This is a genomic window from Mycolicibacterium chlorophenolicum (assembly GCF_001044235.1).
In the GTDB taxonomy this organism is placed as follows: Bacteria; Actinomycetota; Actinomycetes; order Mycobacteriales; family Mycobacteriaceae; genus Mycobacterium; species Mycobacterium chlorophenolicum.
The window spans coordinates 291458-308750 of record NZ_JYNL01000068.1; the positions used below are offsets into that span (position 1 = coordinate 291458).

Genomic DNA, 17293 nt, shown 5'->3' on the forward strand with positions numbered 1-17293 from the left:
GTCTTTCAGGCGCGGGGCAACCCGAGGATCATCTGAGCGATGATGTTGAGCTGGATCTCTCTGGTGCCCCCGCCGATCAGTTCGGCCGGCAGGTGGAAGTACTGCTCGACCAGCGGCGCCCCTCCCTGCCCGGCATCCTCGAGCAGGCCCGCCGGAGCCGACAGGTCGAGGGTGGCCGCGAAGGTTCTGCGCAACATCACGTTCATCGCCACCTTGGCGATGCTCGACGCCGGCCCGGGCGCCTGCCCGTCGAGCAGGCGCAGCACCTCGCGCACGGCCAGCACCTTGATCGCGGTGGCGTAGGCGTCGGCTTCCCCCAGCGCGCTGCGCACCCGGACCTGATCCTGGCTGCCGTCATCGGCCAGCGCACGCAGGATGCGCGCCCGGTCGAAGTTGACGTAACCGCTGATGGCCACACGTTCCTGGGCCATGGTCGCGATCGCCAGATTCCAGCCGTCCGTCGGGCCGCCGAGCAGGAGTTCGTCGGGAACGAACACGTCGGTGAGAAAGACCTCGTTGAAGTGCGCTTCACCGGTGGCCTGCCGGATCGGCTGGATGTCGATGCCGTCGGAGCGCATGTCGACGATGAAGTACCCGATGCCCCGGTGCTTGGCCGCATCCGGATCGGTCCGTGCCAGCAGGGCCCCGAAGTCGGCGGTGTGCGCCGAGGAGGTCCAGATCTTGTGGCCGTTGATCCGCCAGCCGCCGTCGACCTTCGTCGCACGCGTCGTCAGCGCCGCCAGGTCGGACCCGGCGCCGGGCTCGCTGAACAGCTGGCACCAGCCGAGTTCGCCGCGTTGGGTCGGTGGAATGAACCGCTGCGCAACGTGTTCGGGCGCGGAGCTGATCAGCGACGGCATGATCCATTCGGCGATGCCCAACGACGGCCGCACCAGCTGTGGGCGCCTGGCGAACTCCTCGTCGATGATCAACTGCTGCAGCGCCGTGGCGTCGACGCCCCAGGGTCGCGGCCAGTGCGGCGCGATCAGCCCGGCGTCCGCGAGCAGGGTGCGCTGCGGACCCGTGGCGAGGTTCTCGTAGTCCCCCTGCCGCCCCGGCCGTTCGTTGCGCAGCGTGGCCGCTTCGTCGAGGACGCCGGCGACGGTGGCCCGGAACCCGGCCTCGAGGTCGCCGAGATCGACGGCGACGTCGCGGCTCTCGGTGCGGGTGAGCTCCCCGAGTTCGTAGCCGTAGCGGCTCGCCGGCCCGATCGAGGCGGCCAGGCTGGTGGCCTTGCGCCAGTACAGATGCAGATCGTGTTCCCAGGTGTAGCCGATCGCGCCGAACATTGTCAGCGAGTCGAGTACCAGATCGGGCGCGGGACCGACCGCCATCAGTGCGGCCGATGCGGCCGCGATCCGGTTCTGCGTCAAGGACTCCGCCGCCGAACGCGCCGCATCCCATGCCGCTGCGGTCGCCAGTTCGCTGTTGACCAGCAGCATGGCCGCCTGATGCTGCAGCGCCTGGAACGAGCCGATCGGGCGGCCGAACTGCTCGCGCGTGCGCAGGTGCTCGGTGACGGCGCGCACACACCACCGGATGACCCCGGAGGCGGCGCCGGCCGTCAGCGCGACCGCCAGGCAGCGCGCTCGTTCGTCGTCGATGCCGGTGAGCAGCCTGTCCGCCGCGCAGTGATGTCCGTCGAGCCGGAGGGCGCCCACGTCCACGGTCTTGTCGGTGCCCCGCAGCGGGGTGATCTGCGCACCCGGTGCGGCGGGGTCGATGATCAGCCACAGGGTGCGGCCTGCGGAGCGTGCGGGCGCGAGAATCACCTGCGCGGCACACAGACCGGGCGTGGCGGCCGTGGTGCCGCTCAGCGTCCAGCCGGTGTCGGCCGGCGTCGCGCGCAGCCCGTCGCGATCGGTGATCAGCGCCGCCGGCGCGCCGTCGGCGAGCCGGACGAGCAGCGCCTGTGCGGCGGCGGTGTCGTCGGCCAGCAATGCCACGGCGCCGGCGATGATCGTGGGCAGCACCGGACCGGGCAGCATGGCCGTAGCGGCGGCTTCGATCACGCAGGCCGTGTCGGTCAGCGTCCCGCCCTGTCCCCCGACACGTTCGGGCAGGTGTACGGCGTGAAAACCGTTGGCGACGAACTCGTCCCACCACGCGGGCAGCTCCCCCGCGGCGAGGGAGTCGAAGGTATGGCGAGTCTTCTCGATGGGCGCGTGCCGCTCGGCGAAATCCGTCACGGCGGCCGCCAACTGGTCCTGCTCGGGGGTGAGCCCGATCGTCACGTCAGCTCCCGCACGGTCGTCGATCGGCGGGTCGCGTCGGCACCGATCACCAGTGCCGTTCCCGCCATGGACATCTCACCCTTCGCCGGCCGCTCACGAGACGCACCGTCTCGTCTTGTGGCACACTACGGCTGCAGCACCTGCGTGTAAAGCCGTGATCAGTCAGGAGGTCGCCGATGGCCGTTACGGTCACCGCGCCCCGGCGACGCAGCGAGAGGTCGCGCCGGGCCATCGTCACGGCGACCCGCGAACTGCTGCTCGACCGGGGTTTCGACAGGCTCACCATCGAGGCGGTGGCCGCCCGGGCGGGCGTCGGCAAGCAGACGATCTACCGCTGGTGGCCCAGCAGGCATGCCCTGGTCGCCGACGTCATCCTCGAAGACGCCGACCGGATCCTGCGCCCGGTGGCCTCCGGCACCGACGTCACCGCAGACGTCAGCGCCTGGGCGGTCGACCTGGCGGCGGCGCTGACCACAGCCAGGGGCAATGCGATGCTGAGGTTTCTGACCACCGCCGGGATGGAGCACCCCGACACCGCAGCGCGACTGAACGCGGGCTTCTCGACCCCGCTGCACGACACCGTGCGCAACCGGTTGCTCGATCACGGGTGCGACAACGACGCGGCCCGCGACGCCGCCGACGCCATCGTCGGCGGCATCGTCTACGCCGTCCTGACCGAAGGCCGCGCTTTCCCGCGCCGGCGGGCCGAATCCATCACCCGCACCGTGATCGGCGGGCTGCGTGTGCCCTGATCGGCCAGCGCGGAGGGCCGTCACACGCGATGATGAGCCCATGGCACAGGTCAGCCGGACCCGCACCCTGTCCGCCGAACCGGCGACGGTCTGGGCGTTGCTCGCCGACTTCGGCGACCTGGCCGGCTGGGCGGCCGGTGTCGACCACTGCTGCCTGCTCAACCACGTCGAGGCGAAACCACCCCTGGGGCTGAGCCGGCGGGTGCAGATGGGCCGCGACACCGTGGTCGAGACGATCACCGACCACCGCGCGCCCCACGTCCTCGAATACGAGATCGCCGGCCTACCCCCGCGGCTGTCGGTGTCCAACCGCTGGGACGTGCTGCCCCACGACGGGTCTGGGACCGGCTCGGGAAGCACGGTCACGCTGACCACGTCGGTGCGTACGACGGCCCGCCCGCTGGGCCGGATCCTCGAGCGGATCGCGGCGGGGCTGGTGGCGAGACGATCGGCACCACTGCTGGATTCACTGGCAACGGCAACCGAAAGGGTTTCGTCATGACCTCTGCGCGACCGGACATCGTGATCGTGATGACCGACGAAGAGCGCGCAGCTCCTCCCTACGAACCGGCGGCACTGGCCGCGTGGCGGCGCGAGAATCTGCCGGGCACGGCGTGGTTCGACGCGCACGGGGTCAGCTTCGTCCGCCACTACACCGGCTCGCTGGCCTGCGTGCCCAGCCGACCGACGATCTTCACCGGGCAGTATCCCGACCTGCACGGCGTCACGCAGACCGACGGGATCGGCAAGGCTCACGACGATTCCCGGCTGCGCTGGCTGCGCCGCGGCGAGGTGCCGACACTGGGCAACTGGTTCCGCGCCGCCGGCTACGACACCCACTACGACGGCAAGTGGCACATCTCCCACGCCGATCTCGTCGACCCCGCCACCGGGGAGTCGCTGGCCACCAACGACGACGACGGGGTCGTCGACCCCGATGCGGTGCGCCGGTACCTCGACGCGGATCCGCTTGCACCCTACGGCTTCTCCGGGTGGGTCGGCCCTGAGCCGCACGGCGCCAAGCTGTCCAATGCCGGTGTCCGGCGCGATCCGCTGATCGCTGACCGCGTCGTCGCATGGCTCGAGGACCGCTACGCCCGGCGCCGCGCCGGTGACCCCGGGGCGGCGAGGCCCTTCCTGCTGGTCGCGAGCTTCGTCAACCCGCACGACATCGTGTTGTTTCCGGCCTGGGCACGGCGCAGTCCGTTACGACCGTCCCCACTGGACCCGCCGCACGTGCCGCCGGCCCCCACCGCCGAGGAGGATCTCGCGGGAAAGCCCGCCGCGCAGATCGCCTTCCGCGAGGCGTACTACTCCGGGTACGGCCCCGCCCGGACGATCGAGCGGACGTACCGGCGCAACGCGCAGGCCTACCGTGACCTGTACTACCGGTTGCACGCGGAGGTCGACTCCCCGATCGACCGGGTCCGCCGCGCGGTGACCGACGGCGGCTCCGCCGACGCGGTGCTCGTCCGCACGGCCGACCACGGCGACCTGCTGGGGGCGCACGGCGGGCTGCACCAGAAGTGGTTCAACCTCTACGACGAAGCCACCCGTGTCCCGTTCGTCATCGCCCGGGTCGGTGCGCGCACGTCGTCGCCGCGCACGGTGACCGCTCCCACGTCCCATGTCGACCTGGTGCCGACGCTGCTGTCGGCGGCGGGAGTCGACGTCGCGGCGACCGCGCGGGTGCTCGCCGAGTCGTTCACCGAGGTCCATGCTCTGCCCGGCCGGGACCTGATGCCGGTGGTCGACGGCGCCGATGCCGACGACGCGCGCGCCGTCTACCTGATGACGCGGGACAATGTGCTCGAGGGCGACACCGGCGCGTCCGGCCTGGCACGGATGCTGAAGCTGACCACGAATGTGCCTGCGCCCCTGCGTATCCGCATCCCCGCCCACACCGCCGCGAACTTCGAAGGCCTGGTGCTGAGGGTCGAGGACAGCGCGGCACCCGGGGGCGCAGGCCATCTCTGGAAGCTGGTGCGCTCGTTCGACGACCCCGCGACATGGACCGAGCCCGGCGTGCGTCACCTCGCGGCGACCGGCCTGGGTGGGCCGATGTACCGCAACGACCCACTCGATGACCAGTGGGAGCTCTACGACCTCACTGCGGATCCTGTGGAGGCGGTCAACCGGTGGACCGATCCGGACCTGCACGAACTGCGTTCGCACCTGCGCGCAGAGCTCAAACTGGTTCGTGCGGAATCGGTTCCGGAACGGCATCAGCCCTGGCCGTACGCGCGACGCCGGCCACCGCAGCGATGGTCGCCATTCGCCGCGGTACGCCGGCTCATTCAGGCCTGAGCGAGCTGCCTGTCGTGATAGCGCCGCGCCCACTCGGCGCGCGGCCGGATCGACACGTCGACGTCGGCCCCCTTGGCGCGCAGCGCGGCGACGGTGGCGTCGGCTTTCTCGGTGCGCGCGAACGGATCCCAGTCGAAGAAGCGGCAGGAGTTCTGCCACGTGATCTTGTCGATGTCCGCATCCGACGCCCCGGCGGCGTTCAGCTCGGCCAGCACCTGCTCGGGCGCGTCGGGCCAGAAGCAGTCGGAGTGCGGGTAATCGCACTCCCAGGCGATGATGTCGATGCCGATCTCGTGCCGCAGCTTGAGTGAGGTCTTGTCGGTGACATAGCAGGCCAGAGAGTGCTCGCGGAACACCTCGCTGGGCAGCTTGTCGCCGAAGTCGCGGCGCAGCCACTTCTGATTCGTGTAGTGCCGGTCGCTGCGATCGAGATAGAACGGGATCCAGCCGATGCCGCCCTCGGAGAAGGCGAATTTGAGGTCCGGGTAGCTGCGCATCGCCGGCCCCCACAGCAGGTCCTGGGCGCACATCGCCGAGACCTGGGTGGCCAGGATGATCATGTTGTCGATCGGGGCGTTTGGCGCCATGCTGATCGCGCCGAATCCGGTGCCGATGTGCAGGCACATGACGACGTTCTGTTCCGACAGGGTCCGGAACACCGGGCCCCAGTAGTCGTCGTCGTGATAACTCGGAAGTCCTTCCAGATGAGGAAGTTCGGGCATCGTCACCGCACGGCAGCCCTTGGCGGCCACCCGGCGGATCTCGTTGCACATCGCCTCGGGATTCCAGGTCGGCAGGATCGCGATCGGGATGAAGCGATCCGGATACGAGCCGGCCCACTCGTCGATGTGCCAGTCGTTGTAGGCCGACACCATCACCAGCGTCGCCTCCTCGCGGTGCATGTTGAGATGGCGGGCCGAGAAGCCGGTGAAGGTCGGGAAGCACATCGAGGCGAGGATGCCGTTGCGGTTCATGTCGCGGACACGCTCGTGCACGTCGTACACCCCGGGCCGCATCTCGGCGAACCCCGCCGGATCGCGGCCCCACTCCTCGGCTGGCCAGGACACGACCGCGTTCAGGCCGCTGACCCCCTGCGGGCGGCCCTGGTACATCCACTGGTCGACGCCCTTGTCGTCGGTGACGACGATCGGCGCCTCCTCCTTGTACTTGGCGGGGACGTGGCGCAGGAACATGTCGGGCGGTTCCACCACATGGTCGTCGATGCTCACCAGAATCAGGTCGTCGGCGTTCATGAGTTCAGTAGTACCGTGAGATCTCGTGACCGTCTCTGCGCGTTCGGACAGATTCTTGTCCGCAGCGGCCAACCCTCGTCCGGTGATCGAACTGCGCCGCGGCGGGCAGGCGCTCGGCGGCAGCTATCTCTACGAGGGCGACGCGTTGATCACCGGTTGGCACTCCCACGAGGTCCACCAGATCGAATACGCCCTGCACGGCGTCGTCGAGGTGGAGACCGACTCGGCGCACTATCTGCTCCCCCCGCAGCAGGCGGCCTGGATTCCCGCCGGGCTGGAACACCAGGCCGTGATGAATCCCGATGTCAAGACCGTCGCGGTGATGTTCGACCGCACGCTGCTCCCCGGGGGCGGCGACCGGGCCCGCATCCTCGCGGTGTCTCCTTTGATCAGGGAGATGATGATCTATGCGTTGCGCTGGCCGATCGATCGCCGGCCGGGCAGCGCCGAGGACGACGGCGTCTCCGAGGGGTTCTTCCGCACGCTGGCCGCGCTCGTCGGCGAGGCACTCGACCACGAGGCGCCCCTGAGTCTGCCGACCTCCGAGGAACCGCTGGTCGCCGCGGCCCTGGCCTACACCAAGGCCCACCTCGGCACGGTCACCTGCGAGGAGGTGAGCAGGGCGGTCGCGGTGTCCGAGCGAACGCTGCGCCGGTTGTTCGCCGAGACCCTCGGAATGCCTTGGCGCACTTACCTTCTGCATGCCCGCATGCTGCGGGCGATGGCGCTGCTCGCCGCCCCTGCGCAGTCGGTGCAGCAGACGGCCACCGACGTCGGATTCAGCAGCATCAGTTCCTTCACGCGCGCCTTCGCCGCGTTCAGCGGCGAGACCCCCAGCGCCTATCGCAGGCGAGTTGCCGGCGAACGCACCTGAGGGCCGTCACGACGACGATCCGGGGCGGAACAGGCCGTCACGCAGCAGCGTGTCGACGGACCTCTGCCAGCGTTCGAGTTGGCCAGGGCTGGTGAGCGGCGCGCCCAGATGTCGCTCCACATGGGATTTGAGGCTGATGGTGCCGAGCGCGAGCACCATGGAATTGATCGCGGCCCAGGTGAGGTCGATGTCGGGGCGCACCTCGCCCCGGTCGATGCGCTGCTGCCACCGCGAGATGCCCACCGCGAGAAGCGTGTCGAACAACTGCGCACCGATGGGGCTCCCGTCCACCAGGGCCCTGCTCAGATAGGCCGCAACGTCAGGGTGCTCGGCGATGATCGTGGTGACCCGGGTGCCGATCTCGGTGACCGAGTCGGCGGGCGGGTCCGGCAGCGGCCGGGCCAGCGAGGACACGAAGAGCTTCACCACGTATTCGTCGACCGCGCTGATCAGACCGGCTTTCGTCGCGAAATGATGCTGCACCAGCCCCAGTGACACCCCCGCCGCGGCGGCGACCCCGCGCATTGTCGTCGCCGACGTCCCGTGCAGCGCGAAGCTGCGCAGCGCCGCAACACGGATTCGTTCGATGTTGCGGGGCTCGCCACCCGTTTTTACGCCTGCGTCGGACATCACCTGGGTAACCGTAGACAACGCTGCCGCTCGGCGCGGGCAACGGTACAAATGTATTGTCGGCGCGATACACGCGTATCGTCGTAACCGACAGGGAACGACAGGGAAGGGGTGTGGCCATGTATCCGGTATCGATCGACGAGGAGGCGTGGACCGCGCCGTGCACGCGCGATCCCGACCGGTGGATCACCACGGCGGACGAAGGCGCCAAGGAACTCTGCAGGTCCTGCCCTCGCCGGTGGCAGTGCGCCCGCGAGGCGTGCGTGACGCCCGGAGCAGTGGGGCTGTGGGCGGGCATCGTGCTGCCCGAAGGCGGCCGTAACCGCCAGTTCGCCCTCAAGCAGTTGCGGTCACTGGCCGAGCGCAACGGGCACCCGGTCCGGAAGAGGTAGTCCGCTCAGCCGATCGGGTCGGTCACCGGCGGGGCGACCGGCTCGGTGGTCGAGGTGATGAAGTCGTCGATCAGGTCGACGACGTCGTCGGGTTTCTCGACGTGCGGGAAATGGCCGACTCCCGGGAGCACCTCGAGGCGGCATGCGGGATGGAGTTCGCTGAGCCCATAGGCGTGCTGCACCGGGATGATCCGATCGTCGTCGCCCCAGATCACCAGGGCCGGCATCTCGGAGGTGAGGTACAACCGGTTGAGCGCGCTGACGGCCTGCCCGCGGTAGTCGACCACCGAGCGCAGGGTCCGCAGGAAAGCCTGCCGGGTCTGGGCGTCGGACAGCGACGAATACGCGCTCCACATCTCCGCGCCGCGCGGCGAATGAATACTCCTGGCCGACAACCAACCGCGAATCGTGTTGCCCGCCTTGACCACCGGCGGCGGCGCGATCACGGGGAGCAGGAACTCGGCACCGGGCGCGGAGAGCAGGCGCAGGGTCCACCCGACGTCCTGCCCCAGCCCGCCGCTGCTGATCAGGATCAGACGCTGGCAGTAGTCGCGATGCTGATAGGCGAACTGCATCGCCACGCCGCCACCCAGCGACTGGCCCACGACCGTGGCCCGCGCGATGCCGAGTTCGTCGAGCAGGTCACGCAACCACACCGCGAACGCGCCCAGGGAGTAGTCACCACGCGGCTTGGCGGACTGCCCGTGCCCCAGCAGGTCCGGGGCGACCACGCGGTACCGCTTGGCGAGCCGGGGTATCACCGACCGCCACGTCTCGGAACTGCCCGCCATGCCGTGGATCAGCAGCAACACGTCGTCACCGCTGCCCTCGTCCCGGTAGGCGAGCCGGTCGCCGTGCAGATCCAGGAACTTCACGTCGCTCATAGCCTGATCTTTCCCCGCTCGAGACGGATCATGCCGTCCATGGTCGCAGAAGCGCCGCCTCGCCGGGGCGGACCGTGCGCGGCGCAACCACCGATGGTCGCGGTGACCATGGTCACGCCGTCGGAGGTTTTCCACGATTGACGAGGGGGTAACTTCCCGACAACCCGCCGGTAGGTCGGCAGCTCGAGGAGGAACACCATGGCCGAGACGGCCAGCAACGCCCACGCAGATGATCCGTTCAACGAGGCCGTCGCGACGACGGGGCTCTTCCTCCTCGTCACCGCGATCATCGCGGTGGCTTTCGCGCTCGCGAGCTGGGGACTGTCCGAGTCGCTCCTCGCGGTTCTCGCCGGCGCGGTCGCGCTGGTCAGCTTCGCCTCGAGCATCTTCTGCTTCATCGCTCAGGCCCACGAGCCGGCTGCTGTCGAGGTCTCCGCCTGACGGGTCAGCCGTGCAGGCGCGCGACGTCGATGTCGTACTGCGCGATCTTGCGGTAGAGCGTCGCGCGGCTCATCCCGAGTTCACGAGCCGCATCGGCCATCGTCGGGGTGCCGAAGGCCAGCACCCGGATGATCTCACCGCGCTCGAACGCCTCGATGCGCGACAGTCGTCGCGTGTTTCCTGCCAGCACCTCCGAGGGCAGATGCCCGACGTCGACGAGATCGGTGCGGCTCACCGCGTGCCTGACCACCGAACTGAGCTGATCGGCGTTGCCGGGCCAGCCGAACCCGTGCAGCGCCCGGGCCGCGGCGGGAGTGAAGCCGACGTCGCGGCCCCGTGCCCGGCGCGCGATGTGCGCGGCCAGCGGAAGCACGTCGCTCGGGCGGTCACGCAGCGGTGGCACCTCCACGACCGTGTCGACGAGGCGAGCGAGAGCCGCCGGGATGTCGGCGAAGCGTTCCGCAGTGACCGCGAACGGCACCGCCGCGCCGGTCGTGGCGCCGCGGGTGATCAGGTCGCGCAGCCGCTCCGCCGCCCACACGGGAAGCAGGTCCACGTCGCGCACGATCACCGCGGTGTGTGACTTTCCCAGCTCAGGAGTCCACAGGCTCAGCCAGGTCGGAACGTCGTCGGGTTCGGGCGCCCCCGCAGACAGGATCCGGTCACGGGGATGCGCGCGGCGTGCCGCCTGGCCCAGCGCGGTGGCGCGTCCGGCACCGGGTTCACCGATCGCCGCGACGATGCTGCCCGCCGCCATCGCGTCCGCCGCGTACGCCACGGCGTCGGTCCACTGGGACGACAGAGCACCCAAGGTGCCCGATCCGGGCTCCAGCCGCGGGACCTCCACCCGGAAGACCTGGCCGCGGGGCGTCGGACGCGCGCTCCGGCCGGCGTTGCGCGCGAGCATCAGCGCGGTGGTGTTGCTGGCCGCCGACCGGGCGAGCGCGAGCAGCAGATCGCTCGAGGAGTGTGACCAGGTGGTGAGGTTGACGCTGCCTTCGAGGAGCCCCGACCGCGGGTCGAGTACCGGAACGGCAGCGCAGGTGAACAGGTTCAGGCTCAGTGCGTAGTGCTGATCGGCGCGAACCAGGGTCGGTGCCCGGTCGGCCAGCGCCAGACCGAGGCCGTTGGTTCCGACGTCGCGCTCGGAGTAGGCGAACCCGGGCGCGAGGTGGACGTCGTCGAGGGCCTTCAGCAGTGAGTGGTCACCGGACAGCCGTGACAACACCACACCGTCGGCGTCGGTGAGCATCAGGCTGATCGGCTCGTCGGCCAACGTCCGGTGCAAGTCGGCCAGCACCTCGTTACCGCACTCGAAGAACAACGAGCCGAGGTTCTCCGTGCCCGTGAACACCGGCTCGACGCCGTCCAGGGGGATGCCGTAGTCCTCACTGCGTTGCCACGACGCGAGCAGCCGGTCCGGCACCGCCGTGGGTTCCAGACCGTGGGCACCGATCCGGTCGGGCAGTCCGTCGGGCATGTGATCCACGTTACAAAGCGTGGCAAGTCCTCGCCGTCATGGCAGGTCGGCGGGCGTCTCAGATTGAGACACCGCGGCCCTGCTCCCCCGCCCGCGGTCGGCCTAGCCTCGCTCGCAGTGGTGTGACAGCCCTCACACCCCCGCGAAGGAGATCCATGTACACCAAAGACGGCACGAGCTACTTCATCGTCGACGCCCACATCGCGCTGTGGGACGCGCGCCCCGAGAACCAGCGCAACATCCACGGCAAGCAGTTCATCGACTGCTTCTACGACTACCACCGCAACCTCTCCCCCGAGTCCGAGGTGTGGAGCTACGAGGATTACCTGTACCAGGGCGGCGAGCGGCTGATGCGCGACCTGTTCGAGCTGGGCTACGTCGACCACGCCATCTTCCAGCCGGCCCACCTCGGCGAGTTCTACTACAAGGGCTTCGGCCAGACGGCCCAGGCCTCCGACCTGGCGAGGGCGCATCCGGACAAGCTGACCTACAACCATCACTTCGATCCCCGCAACGGCGAGGTCGGCCTCGATCAGCTGCGCCTCGACGCCGAGAAATACGACCTGAAGGGCGTCAAGCTCTACACCGCCGAATGGCACGGGGAATCCCGCGGCTGGAAGCTCGACGATCCGTGGGCCTACCGGTACTTCGAGGCCTGCCGCGAGCTCGGCATCCGCAACATCCACGTCCACAAGGGGCCGACGATCCGGCCGCTGGACCGCGACGCGTTCGACGTCGCCGACGTGGATCACGTCGCCTCGGACTTCACGGATCTGAACTTCATCGTCGAGCACTGCGGGTTGCCCCGCCTGGAGGACTTCTGCTGGATCGCCACCCAGGAGCCCAACGTGTACGCGGGGCTCGCCGTCGCGATCCCGTTCATCCACACCCGGCCGAAGTACTTCGCCCAGATCATGGGTGAGTTGCTGTACTGGGTCGGCGAGGACCGCATCTTCTTCTCGTCGGACTACGCGCTGTGGACGCCCAAGTGGCTGATCGAGTCCTTCGTGGACTTCAACATTCCCGACGACCTCGGCGAGTACCCGCAGATCAGTGTCGACCAGAAGAAGAAGATCCTCGGCCTCAACGCCGCGAAGCTCTACGACATCCCGGTCCCCGCAGAGCTCCAGTTGCCCGACGCCGACGAACCGGCCGTCGGCCCGCGCGGAGCCGACGAAATGGCGAACGCATGACACGCGACACCGAGGCGATGACGGCGCTGTCCGCGGTCGTCGACCCCGAACTCGACGAGCCCATCACCGCGCTCGGATTCGTCCACTCGCTGGTGGTCTCGCCGTCGGGAAACGTCAAGCTCAATCTGCGACTGCCGACGTCGTTCTGTTCGCCGAACTTCGCCTACCTGATGGCCTCGGACGCCAAAGATGTTCTGAACGGGCTGGATTGGACGCGCCAGGTGGTGGTCGAGCTCGACGACCACCACGATTCGCACATCATCAACGCGGGCCTGGCGGCCGATGCCGGCTACCGGGGCACCTTCGGCCACGAGGCCGAGGACTCGCTCGACGACCTGCGGATGACGTTCAAACGCAAGGCGCACACCGCCGCGATGGAACGGTGCCTGACCTCCCTGCTACGCGCCGATCCGTCGCGCACCGAGGAGTCGATGGGATCGGTGCGGATCGGCGATCTGCCCGCCGGCGCCGACACCGAGGCGCTGCTGCACCGTCGGGCGGCACTCGGATTGTCCACGCGGGCAGGAGATTTGGTACTGGTCGACGAAACCGGTGCACCTTACGACGACGTGCCGATGGCGCTGCGGCGCGCCCGCTCGACACGGATCTCCATCGACGGCAACGCGCACTTCTGCCGTGGCCTGCTGCGCACCCGGTACGGCGGCGAACCCGCGACGTTCATCCCCCTGTCCACCCTGATGCCCAATCTCCAAGGAGCCCACTGACATGTCCACCATGCGCGCCGTCCAGGTCGTCGGTTACCACCAGAACCTGGAGATGACCGAAGTACCGGTGCCCACCCCGTCCGGACCGTTCGACGTAGTCGTCAAGATCGGCGGGGCGGGGGTGTGCCGCACGGACCTGCACATCCTCGAGGGGCAGTGGGCCGAGAAGTCGCAGGTGCAACTGCCGTACACGATCGGCCACGAGAACGCCGGCTGGGTGGCCGCGATCGGGTCGGCGGTCACCAACGTCGCCGAGGGCGACAAGGTCATCGTCCACCCGCTGATCACCTGCGGCCTGTGCCGGGCCTGCCGGTCCGGTGACGACGTGCACTGCGAGGCGAACCAGTTCCCCGGCATCGACACCAACGGCGGTTATGCCGAGTACCTGAAGACCTCGGCGCGCAGTGTCGTCCGCATCGACGACGCGCTCGAACCGGCCGACGTCGCGGCTCTCGCCGATGCCGGTCTGACGGCGTACCACGCCGCCGCCAAGGCCGCCAAGCGGCTGGGACCGCGCGACCGGGCCGTGGTGATCGGCGCAGGAGGCCTGGGCCACATCGGGATCCAGGTGCTCAAGGCGCTGTCTCCGGCGGAGTTGATCGTCGTGGACCGCAACCCCGAGGCGCTCAAACTCGCCGAGGCGATCGGGGCCGACCACGGGGTGATCGCCGACGGCTCACAGATCGACCGGGTGCTGGGCCTGACCGACGGGCACGGCGCCGAGGTGGTTGTCGATTTCGTCGGCGAGGGCGGTGCCACCGCCGAGGGGGTCGCGATGCTGCGCCGGGCCGGCGACTACCACGTGGTCGGGTACGGCGAGAACATCGACGTCCCGACCATCGACATCGTCTCGGCCGAGATCAACTTCATCGGCAACCTGGTCGGCTCGTACAACGACCTGTGCGATCTGATGGCGCTCGCGGCCCGCGGCGCGGTCAACCTGCACACCCAGAAGTACGCGCTCGACGACTTCCAGTCCGCCATCACCGATCTCGACAGCGGCAACGTCCGCGGCCGAGCCATCCTCATCCCGTAGAAGGACGTGATCCGCAGTGATCTTCATCGTCGTGAAGTTCCGCCCGAAGCCCGAGCACGTCGAGAACTTCCCCCAGCTGATGGCCGAGTTCACCGAGGCCACCCGCAACGAGCCGGGCAACCTGTGGTTCGACTGGTCCCGCAGCCTCGAGGACCCCTCGGAGTACGTCCTGGTCGAGGGCTTCCGGGACGGCGACGCGGGCAAGGAGCACGTGACCGCCGAGCACTTCAAGAAGTTCGTCGCCGAGACCCCGGCGCTGCTGGCGTCGACGCCGTTGATCATCAGTCAGGCCATCGATGCGACCGGCTGGTCGGAGATGGGAGAGATGAAAGTCGGCTAGCGGCGAGCCTGGTGTGCGTCCAGGGCGAGATTCGCGCCGGATCGTCGCTCTGGGCGCACACCAGCGGTGCGGATTCTGTGCGGGCGGTGGGACTCGAACCCACATGTTCTTTCGAACACGGGCACCTAAAGCCCGCGCGTAAACCAATTTCGCCACGCCCGCATTGCGTGAGATCGTACCAATCTCGTCGTGTCAGACGCTGCGCCTAGTTTTGCCTCAGGAGGTGGCGGTCGTGACCAGATCGGTTGATGAGTTCGAGCAGGTCAGACTGCTCATCGCAGGAGGGCTCAACGACTGTGCCATCGCCCGCGTCACGGGGATACCTCGCGGAACCGTTCGAGACTGGCGATGGAAACCGCCACCGAGCTTGATTCGCGCGAATCCAGGGGCGCCGTGCGGGACGCTGCATGATTTCGACGCACTGCCCGAGGCGGCTTATGCCTGTCTGCTCGGCATGTACCTGGGCGACGGTTGGATCTCACGCGCCGGCCGATCGTGGCGGCTGCGCATTTCCTGCGACACGAAATACCCCGCCATCATCGACCGATGCCGCCAAGTGATCGACCAGGTGATGCCGGGGCAGTTCGCATCTACGGTGAAACGGAAAGGCAACTGCGCGGACGTCAGCCTGTATTCGAATCACTGGCCGTGCCTGTTGCCTCAGCACGGACCCGGCCGCAAGCACCACAGGCGGCTTGCTGTGGAGCCCTGGCAGCAGGCGATCGTCGATCGCGAGACCGAGGAGTCCGTGCTCGGGCTCCACCACAGCGACGGGTGTCGCGTCGTCGCCAACGATCGCGGCATCCGCAGCCTGAGGTACCACTTCAGCAATCGGTCCGAGGACATCATCGGCCCCACGGCCGCCCTCGACGAGTTGGGCATCACCTGGCGGCGGTCTGACGATCACACAGTGTCCGTCTACCGCAAGGAGGCCACCGCCATGCTCGATGAGTTCGTCGGCCCCAAAGACAGCGCGGTACCGTTGTACGGTGTCCACTACGCGGCGTAGGAGGCCGGCGCTCATCCTGTTGGTGATCGCCGCTGCGTCCGGCTGCCTCGCGCTGGCCTGGTGGCAGTGGACCCGTTTCGAATCGACCTCGGGCGATTTCCAGAACCTGGGCTACGCCCTGCAGTGGCCGCTGTTCGCCGGGTTCTGCGTCTACGCGTACTACAAGTTCGTCCGCTACGAGGACGCCCCACCCGTGCCGCACCACCAGGACACCCCGACGGAGATCCCCGCCGGGCTGCTCCCGGAGCGCCCGCACGTCGCGCCCGCCGAGGCCGACGTGACCCTGCGGGAGTACAACGCCTACCTCGCCGAACTCGCCCAGGCCGACAGCGACGTCCAGAAACCGACAGGAACCGATACGTGACCGCACCCGAATCGCCCGCGCCGCTCACTCCCGTCGACACCATCCGCAAAGCCCTGACCGGCTACCGGGTGATGGCCTGGGCGACAGGCATCTGGCTGATCGCGCTCTGCTACGAGATGGTGATGAAGTACGCGTTCGCTGACGACTCGCTCAGCTGGATCGCGGTCGTGCACGGCTGGGTGTACTTCGTCTACCTGCTGTTCACCGCCAACCTGGCGGTGAAGGTCCGCTGGCCCATCGCCAAGACCGTCGGCGTGCTGCTGGCCGGCACCATCCCGCTCGTCGGCATCGTCGTCGAGCACTTCCAGACGCAGAACATCAAGAGCCAGTTCGGCATTGAGTAAGCGGGACCCCGCCCTCACCGGTCTGCGGGCGGTCGCTGCGCTGGCCGTCGTGGGCACCCACGCGGCGTTCGCGACCGGCCTGATCACCCACGGCTACGTCGGCGCGCTGACCGCCCGGCTCGACATCGGTGTGGCCCTGTTCTTCGTGCTCTCCGGTTACCTGCTCTTCCGCCCCTGGGTGCGCGCCGCCGCCGACGGAGCCCCGGCCCCGTCCGTCCGGCGATACAGCCGGCGCCGGGTGCGCCGCATCCTGCCCGCCTACGTGGTGACCGTCGTCGCGGTGTTCGAGATCTACACCGTGTTCACCCCCGGCCCGAATCCCGGCCAGTCGCTGTACGGCCTGCTGCGGTACCTGACGTTCACGCAGATCTACAGCGACGACTACCTCGGCACACTGCTGCACCCCGGGCTGTCCCAGATGTGGAGCATGGCCGTCGAGGTGTCGTTCTACCTCGCGCTGCCCGCGCTGGCCTTCGCGCTGCTGCGTGGGCGGTGGCGGCCGACACGCGTCCTGGTCGGGCTCGCGGCGCTCGCCGCGGTGACACCGGCATGGCTGGTCACAGCCGAGACCACCGACGTGCTGCCGAACTCCGCGGGCATGTGGCTGCCCGGCCACCTCGCCTGGTTCGCCGGCGGCATGGCGCTGGCCGTGCTGCAGACACTCCGGGTGCGCTGCCCGGCGGTGGTCGCGGTGCCGCTGGCGGGTGTGCTGTATCTCGTGGTGTCCACGTCGCTCGGCGGCGCGATCCTCGGCCCGGGCCCGTGGTGGGTGCCTGCGGTGAAGGCGACGCTGTACGCGGTGATCGCGACGCTCGTGGTCGCGCCCGCGGCGCTGGGCACCCGCGACTCCTACACCCGCGTGCTAGCGAGCCGGCCCGTGGTGTGGCTGGGTGAGATCTCCTACGAGATCTTCCTGCTGCACGTGGTGGCGATGGCGCTGACGATGCATCTGGTGCTGCGCTGGCCGCTGTTCACAGGTTCGATGCCCGGGCTGATCGCGGCCACCCTGGCGCTGACCGTGCCTGCGGCCTGGCT

At 68.8% G+C, this 17293-nt stretch carries 18 protein-coding genes, 1 tRNA gene and 1 pseudogene; 14 read left to right on the forward strand and 6 right to left on the reverse strand.

Annotation, left to right across the window (positions count from 1 at the left end):
* Nucleotides 1-5: 5 nt before the first annotated feature.
* The gene (locus MCHLDSM_RS29480) at nt 6-2234 is read right to left on the reverse strand and encodes an acyl-CoA dehydrogenase family protein (RefSeq protein WP_048473333.1); all 2229 of its coding nucleotides are present in this window, start codon (nt 2232-2234) and stop codon (nt 6-8) included.
* Nucleotides 2235-2410: 176 nt separating this feature from the next.
* Between MCHLDSM_RS29480 and MCHLDSM_RS29485 the strand changes: the two genes are divergently transcribed.
* Genes MCHLDSM_RS29485 through MCHLDSM_RS29495 form a run of 3 tightly spaced genes read left to right on the forward strand, consistent with a single transcriptional unit; the run spans nt 2411 to nt 5293 of the window.
* Complete coding sequence (locus tag MCHLDSM_RS29485; protein ID WP_048473334.1) at nt 2411-2986, forward strand: TetR/AcrR family transcriptional regulator; 576 nt, start codon at nt 2411-2413, stop codon at nt 2984-2986.
* Between the two features lie 40 nt (nt 2987-3026).
* On the forward strand, nt 3027-3488 hold the full coding sequence (locus MCHLDSM_RS29490; protein ID WP_048473335.1) for an SRPBCC family protein: 462 nt from the start codon (nt 3027-3029) through the stop codon (nt 3486-3488).
* A complete protein-coding gene (locus tag MCHLDSM_RS29495; RefSeq protein ID WP_048473336.1) occupies nt 3485-5293 on the forward strand; it encodes a sulfatase-like hydrolase/transferase in 1809 nt (602 codons plus the stop codon). Before MCHLDSM_RS29490 ends, MCHLDSM_RS29495 begins: the two co-directional genes overlap by 4 nt.
* Here the strand turns inward: MCHLDSM_RS29495 and MCHLDSM_RS29500 are convergent.
* Complete coding sequence (locus MCHLDSM_RS29500) at nt 5284-6546, reverse strand: amidohydrolase family protein (RefSeq protein ID WP_048473337.1); 1263 nt, start codon at nt 6544-6546, stop codon at nt 5284-5286. The genes MCHLDSM_RS29495 and MCHLDSM_RS29500 overlap by 10 nt on opposite strands.
* 25 nt (nt 6547-6571) lie before the next feature.
* Between MCHLDSM_RS29500 and MCHLDSM_RS29505 the strand changes: the two genes are divergently transcribed.
* Nucleotides 6572-7420 (forward strand): AraC family transcriptional regulator, encoded by an 849-nt coding sequence (locus MCHLDSM_RS29505; protein ID WP_048473338.1) that lies wholly within the window; start codon nt 6572-6574, stop codon nt 7418-7420.
* A gap of 6 nt (nt 7421-7426) precedes the next feature.
* Here MCHLDSM_RS29505 and MCHLDSM_RS29510 read toward each other — a convergent pair whose 3' ends face one another.
* The gene (locus MCHLDSM_RS29510) at nt 7427-8050 is read right to left on the reverse strand and encodes a TetR/AcrR family transcriptional regulator (RefSeq protein ID WP_048473339.1); all 624 of its coding nucleotides are present in this window, start codon (nt 8048-8050) and stop codon (nt 7427-7429) included.
* Nucleotides 8051-8169: 119 nt separating this feature from the next.
* On the opposite strand from MCHLDSM_RS29510, the gene MCHLDSM_RS29515 reads away from it, so the two are divergent.
* A complete protein-coding gene (locus MCHLDSM_RS29515; RefSeq protein WP_048473340.1) occupies nt 8170-8442 on the forward strand; it encodes a WhiB family transcriptional regulator in 273 nt (90 codons plus the stop codon).
* A 5-nt stretch (nt 8443-8447) separates the two neighbouring features.
* On the opposite strand, the gene MCHLDSM_RS29520 is transcribed toward MCHLDSM_RS29515, so the two are convergent.
* A complete protein-coding gene (locus MCHLDSM_RS29520) occupies nt 8448-9326 on the reverse strand; it encodes an alpha/beta fold hydrolase (RefSeq protein ID WP_048473341.1) in 879 nt (292 codons plus the stop codon).
* A gap of 198 nt (nt 9327-9524) precedes the next feature.
* On the opposite strand from MCHLDSM_RS29520, the gene MCHLDSM_RS29530 reads away from it, so the two are divergent.
* Nucleotides 9525-9767: a hypothetical protein gene (locus MCHLDSM_RS29530; protein ID WP_048473343.1), complete on the forward strand. Its 243-nt coding sequence runs from the start codon at nt 9525-9527 to the stop codon at nt 9765-9767.
* 4 nt (nt 9768-9771) lie between these two features.
* Here MCHLDSM_RS29530 and MCHLDSM_RS29535 read toward each other — a convergent pair whose 3' ends face one another.
* A complete protein-coding gene (locus tag MCHLDSM_RS29535; protein WP_048473416.1) occupies nt 9772-11247 on the reverse strand; it encodes an AAA-type ATPase lid domain-containing protein in 1476 nt (491 codons plus the stop codon).
* A gap of 155 nt (nt 11248-11402) precedes the next feature.
* Here MCHLDSM_RS29535 and MCHLDSM_RS29540 point away from each other — a divergent pair, with 155 nt between their 5' ends.
* Genes MCHLDSM_RS29540 through MCHLDSM_RS29555 form a run of 4 tightly spaced genes read left to right on the forward strand, consistent with a single transcriptional unit; the run spans nt 11403 to nt 14541 of the window.
* Nucleotides 11403-12440, forward strand: a complete 1038-nt coding sequence (locus tag MCHLDSM_RS29540) for an amidohydrolase family protein (protein WP_048473344.1) — start codon at nt 11403-11405, stop codon at nt 12438-12440.
* Nucleotides 12437-13165: an iron-sulfur cluster assembly protein gene (locus tag MCHLDSM_RS29545; RefSeq protein WP_048473345.1), complete on the forward strand. Its 729-nt coding sequence runs from the start codon at nt 12437-12439 to the stop codon at nt 13163-13165. Before MCHLDSM_RS29540 ends, MCHLDSM_RS29545 begins: the two co-directional genes overlap by 4 nt.
* A 10-nt stretch (nt 13166-13175) precedes the next feature.
* A complete protein-coding gene (locus MCHLDSM_RS29550; protein WP_048473417.1) occupies nt 13176-14201 on the forward strand; it encodes an NAD(P)-dependent alcohol dehydrogenase in 1026 nt (341 codons plus the stop codon).
* Nucleotides 14202-14217: 16 nt separating this feature from the next.
* Nucleotides 14218-14541 carry a putative quinol monooxygenase gene (locus MCHLDSM_RS29555; RefSeq protein WP_048473346.1) on the forward strand — a complete coding sequence of 108 codons (324 nt, stop codon included), beginning with the start codon at nt 14218-14220 and terminating at the stop codon, nt 14539-14541.
* A 78-nt stretch (nt 14542-14619) separates the two neighbouring features.
* Here the strand turns inward: MCHLDSM_RS29555 and MCHLDSM_RS29560 are convergent.
* A tRNA-Leu gene (locus MCHLDSM_RS29560) sits at nt 14620-14703 on the reverse strand.
* 61 nt (nt 14704-14764) lie between these two features.
* On the opposite strand from MCHLDSM_RS29560, the gene MCHLDSM_RS29565 reads away from it, so the two are divergent.
* The 4 genes and pseudogenes from MCHLDSM_RS29565 to MCHLDSM_RS29580 all read left to right on the forward strand — a co-directional run.
* Entirely contained in the window at nt 14765-15550 is a 786-nt protein-coding gene (locus MCHLDSM_RS29565) for a hypothetical protein (protein ID WP_407661900.1), read from the forward strand.
* Nucleotides 15531-15914 (forward strand): lipoprotein LprD, encoded by a 384-nt coding sequence (locus MCHLDSM_RS29570; protein ID WP_048473347.1) that lies wholly within the window; start codon nt 15531-15533, stop codon nt 15912-15914. The genes MCHLDSM_RS29565 and MCHLDSM_RS29570 overlap by 20 nt, the downstream gene beginning before the upstream one ends.
* The gene (locus MCHLDSM_RS29575; protein ID WP_048473348.1) at nt 15911-16258 is read left to right on the forward strand and encodes a DUF3817 domain-containing protein; all 348 of its coding nucleotides are present in this window, start codon (nt 15911-15913) and stop codon (nt 16256-16258) included. The genes MCHLDSM_RS29570 and MCHLDSM_RS29575 overlap by 4 nt, the downstream gene beginning before the upstream one ends.
* Nucleotides 16251-17288, forward strand: a pseudogene (locus MCHLDSM_RS29580) (acyltransferase family protein); the annotation flags it as partial. The gene MCHLDSM_RS29575 and the pseudogene MCHLDSM_RS29580, both read left to right, overlap by 8 nt.
* Nucleotides 17289-17293: the final 5 nt, after the last annotated feature.

Bases quoted from the DNA above. Each gene is read 5' to 3' on its own strand.
- MCHLDSM_RS29510 (WP_048473339.1), bottom strand. From the start codon at position 8,050: ATGTCCGACGCAGGCGTAAAAACGGGTGGCGAGCCCCGCAACATCGAA.
- MCHLDSM_RS29540 (WP_048473344.1), top strand. From the start codon at position 11,403: ATGTACACCAAAGACGGCACGAGCTACTTCATCGTCGACGCCCACATC.
- MCHLDSM_RS29520 (WP_048473341.1), bottom strand. From the start codon at position 9,326: ATGAGCGACGTGAAGTTCCTGGATCTGCACGGCGACCGGCTCGCCTAC.
- MCHLDSM_RS29550 (WP_048473417.1), top strand. From the start codon at position 13,176: ATGCGCGCCGTCCAGGTCGTCGGTTACCACCAGAACCTGGAGATGACC.
- MCHLDSM_RS29515 (WP_048473340.1), top strand. From the start codon at position 8,170: ATGTATCCGGTATCGATCGACGAGGAGGCGTGGACCGCGCCGTGCACG.
- MCHLDSM_RS29485 (WP_048473334.1), top strand. From the start codon at position 2,411: ATGGCCGTTACGGTCACCGCGCCCCGGCGACGCAGCGAGAGGTCGCGC.
- MCHLDSM_RS29545 (WP_048473345.1), top strand. From the start codon at position 12,437: ATGACACGCGACACCGAGGCGATGACGGCGCTGTCCGCGGTCGTCGAC.
- MCHLDSM_RS29535 (WP_048473416.1), bottom strand. From the start codon at position 11,247: ATGCCCGACGGACTGCCCGACCGGATCGGTGCCCACGGTCTGGAACCC.
- MCHLDSM_RS29530 (WP_048473343.1), top strand. From the start codon at position 9,525: ATGGCCGAGACGGCCAGCAACGCCCACGCAGATGATCCGTTCAACGAG.
- MCHLDSM_RS29490 (WP_048473335.1), top strand. From the start codon at position 3,027: ATGGCACAGGTCAGCCGGACCCGCACCCTGTCCGCCGAACCGGCGACG.
- MCHLDSM_RS29500 (WP_048473337.1), bottom strand. From the start codon at position 6,546: ATGAACGCCGACGACCTGATTCTGGTGAGCATCGACGACCATGTGGTG.
- MCHLDSM_RS29495 (WP_048473336.1), top strand. From the start codon at position 3,485: ATGACCTCTGCGCGACCGGACATCGTGATCGTGATGACCGACGAAGAG.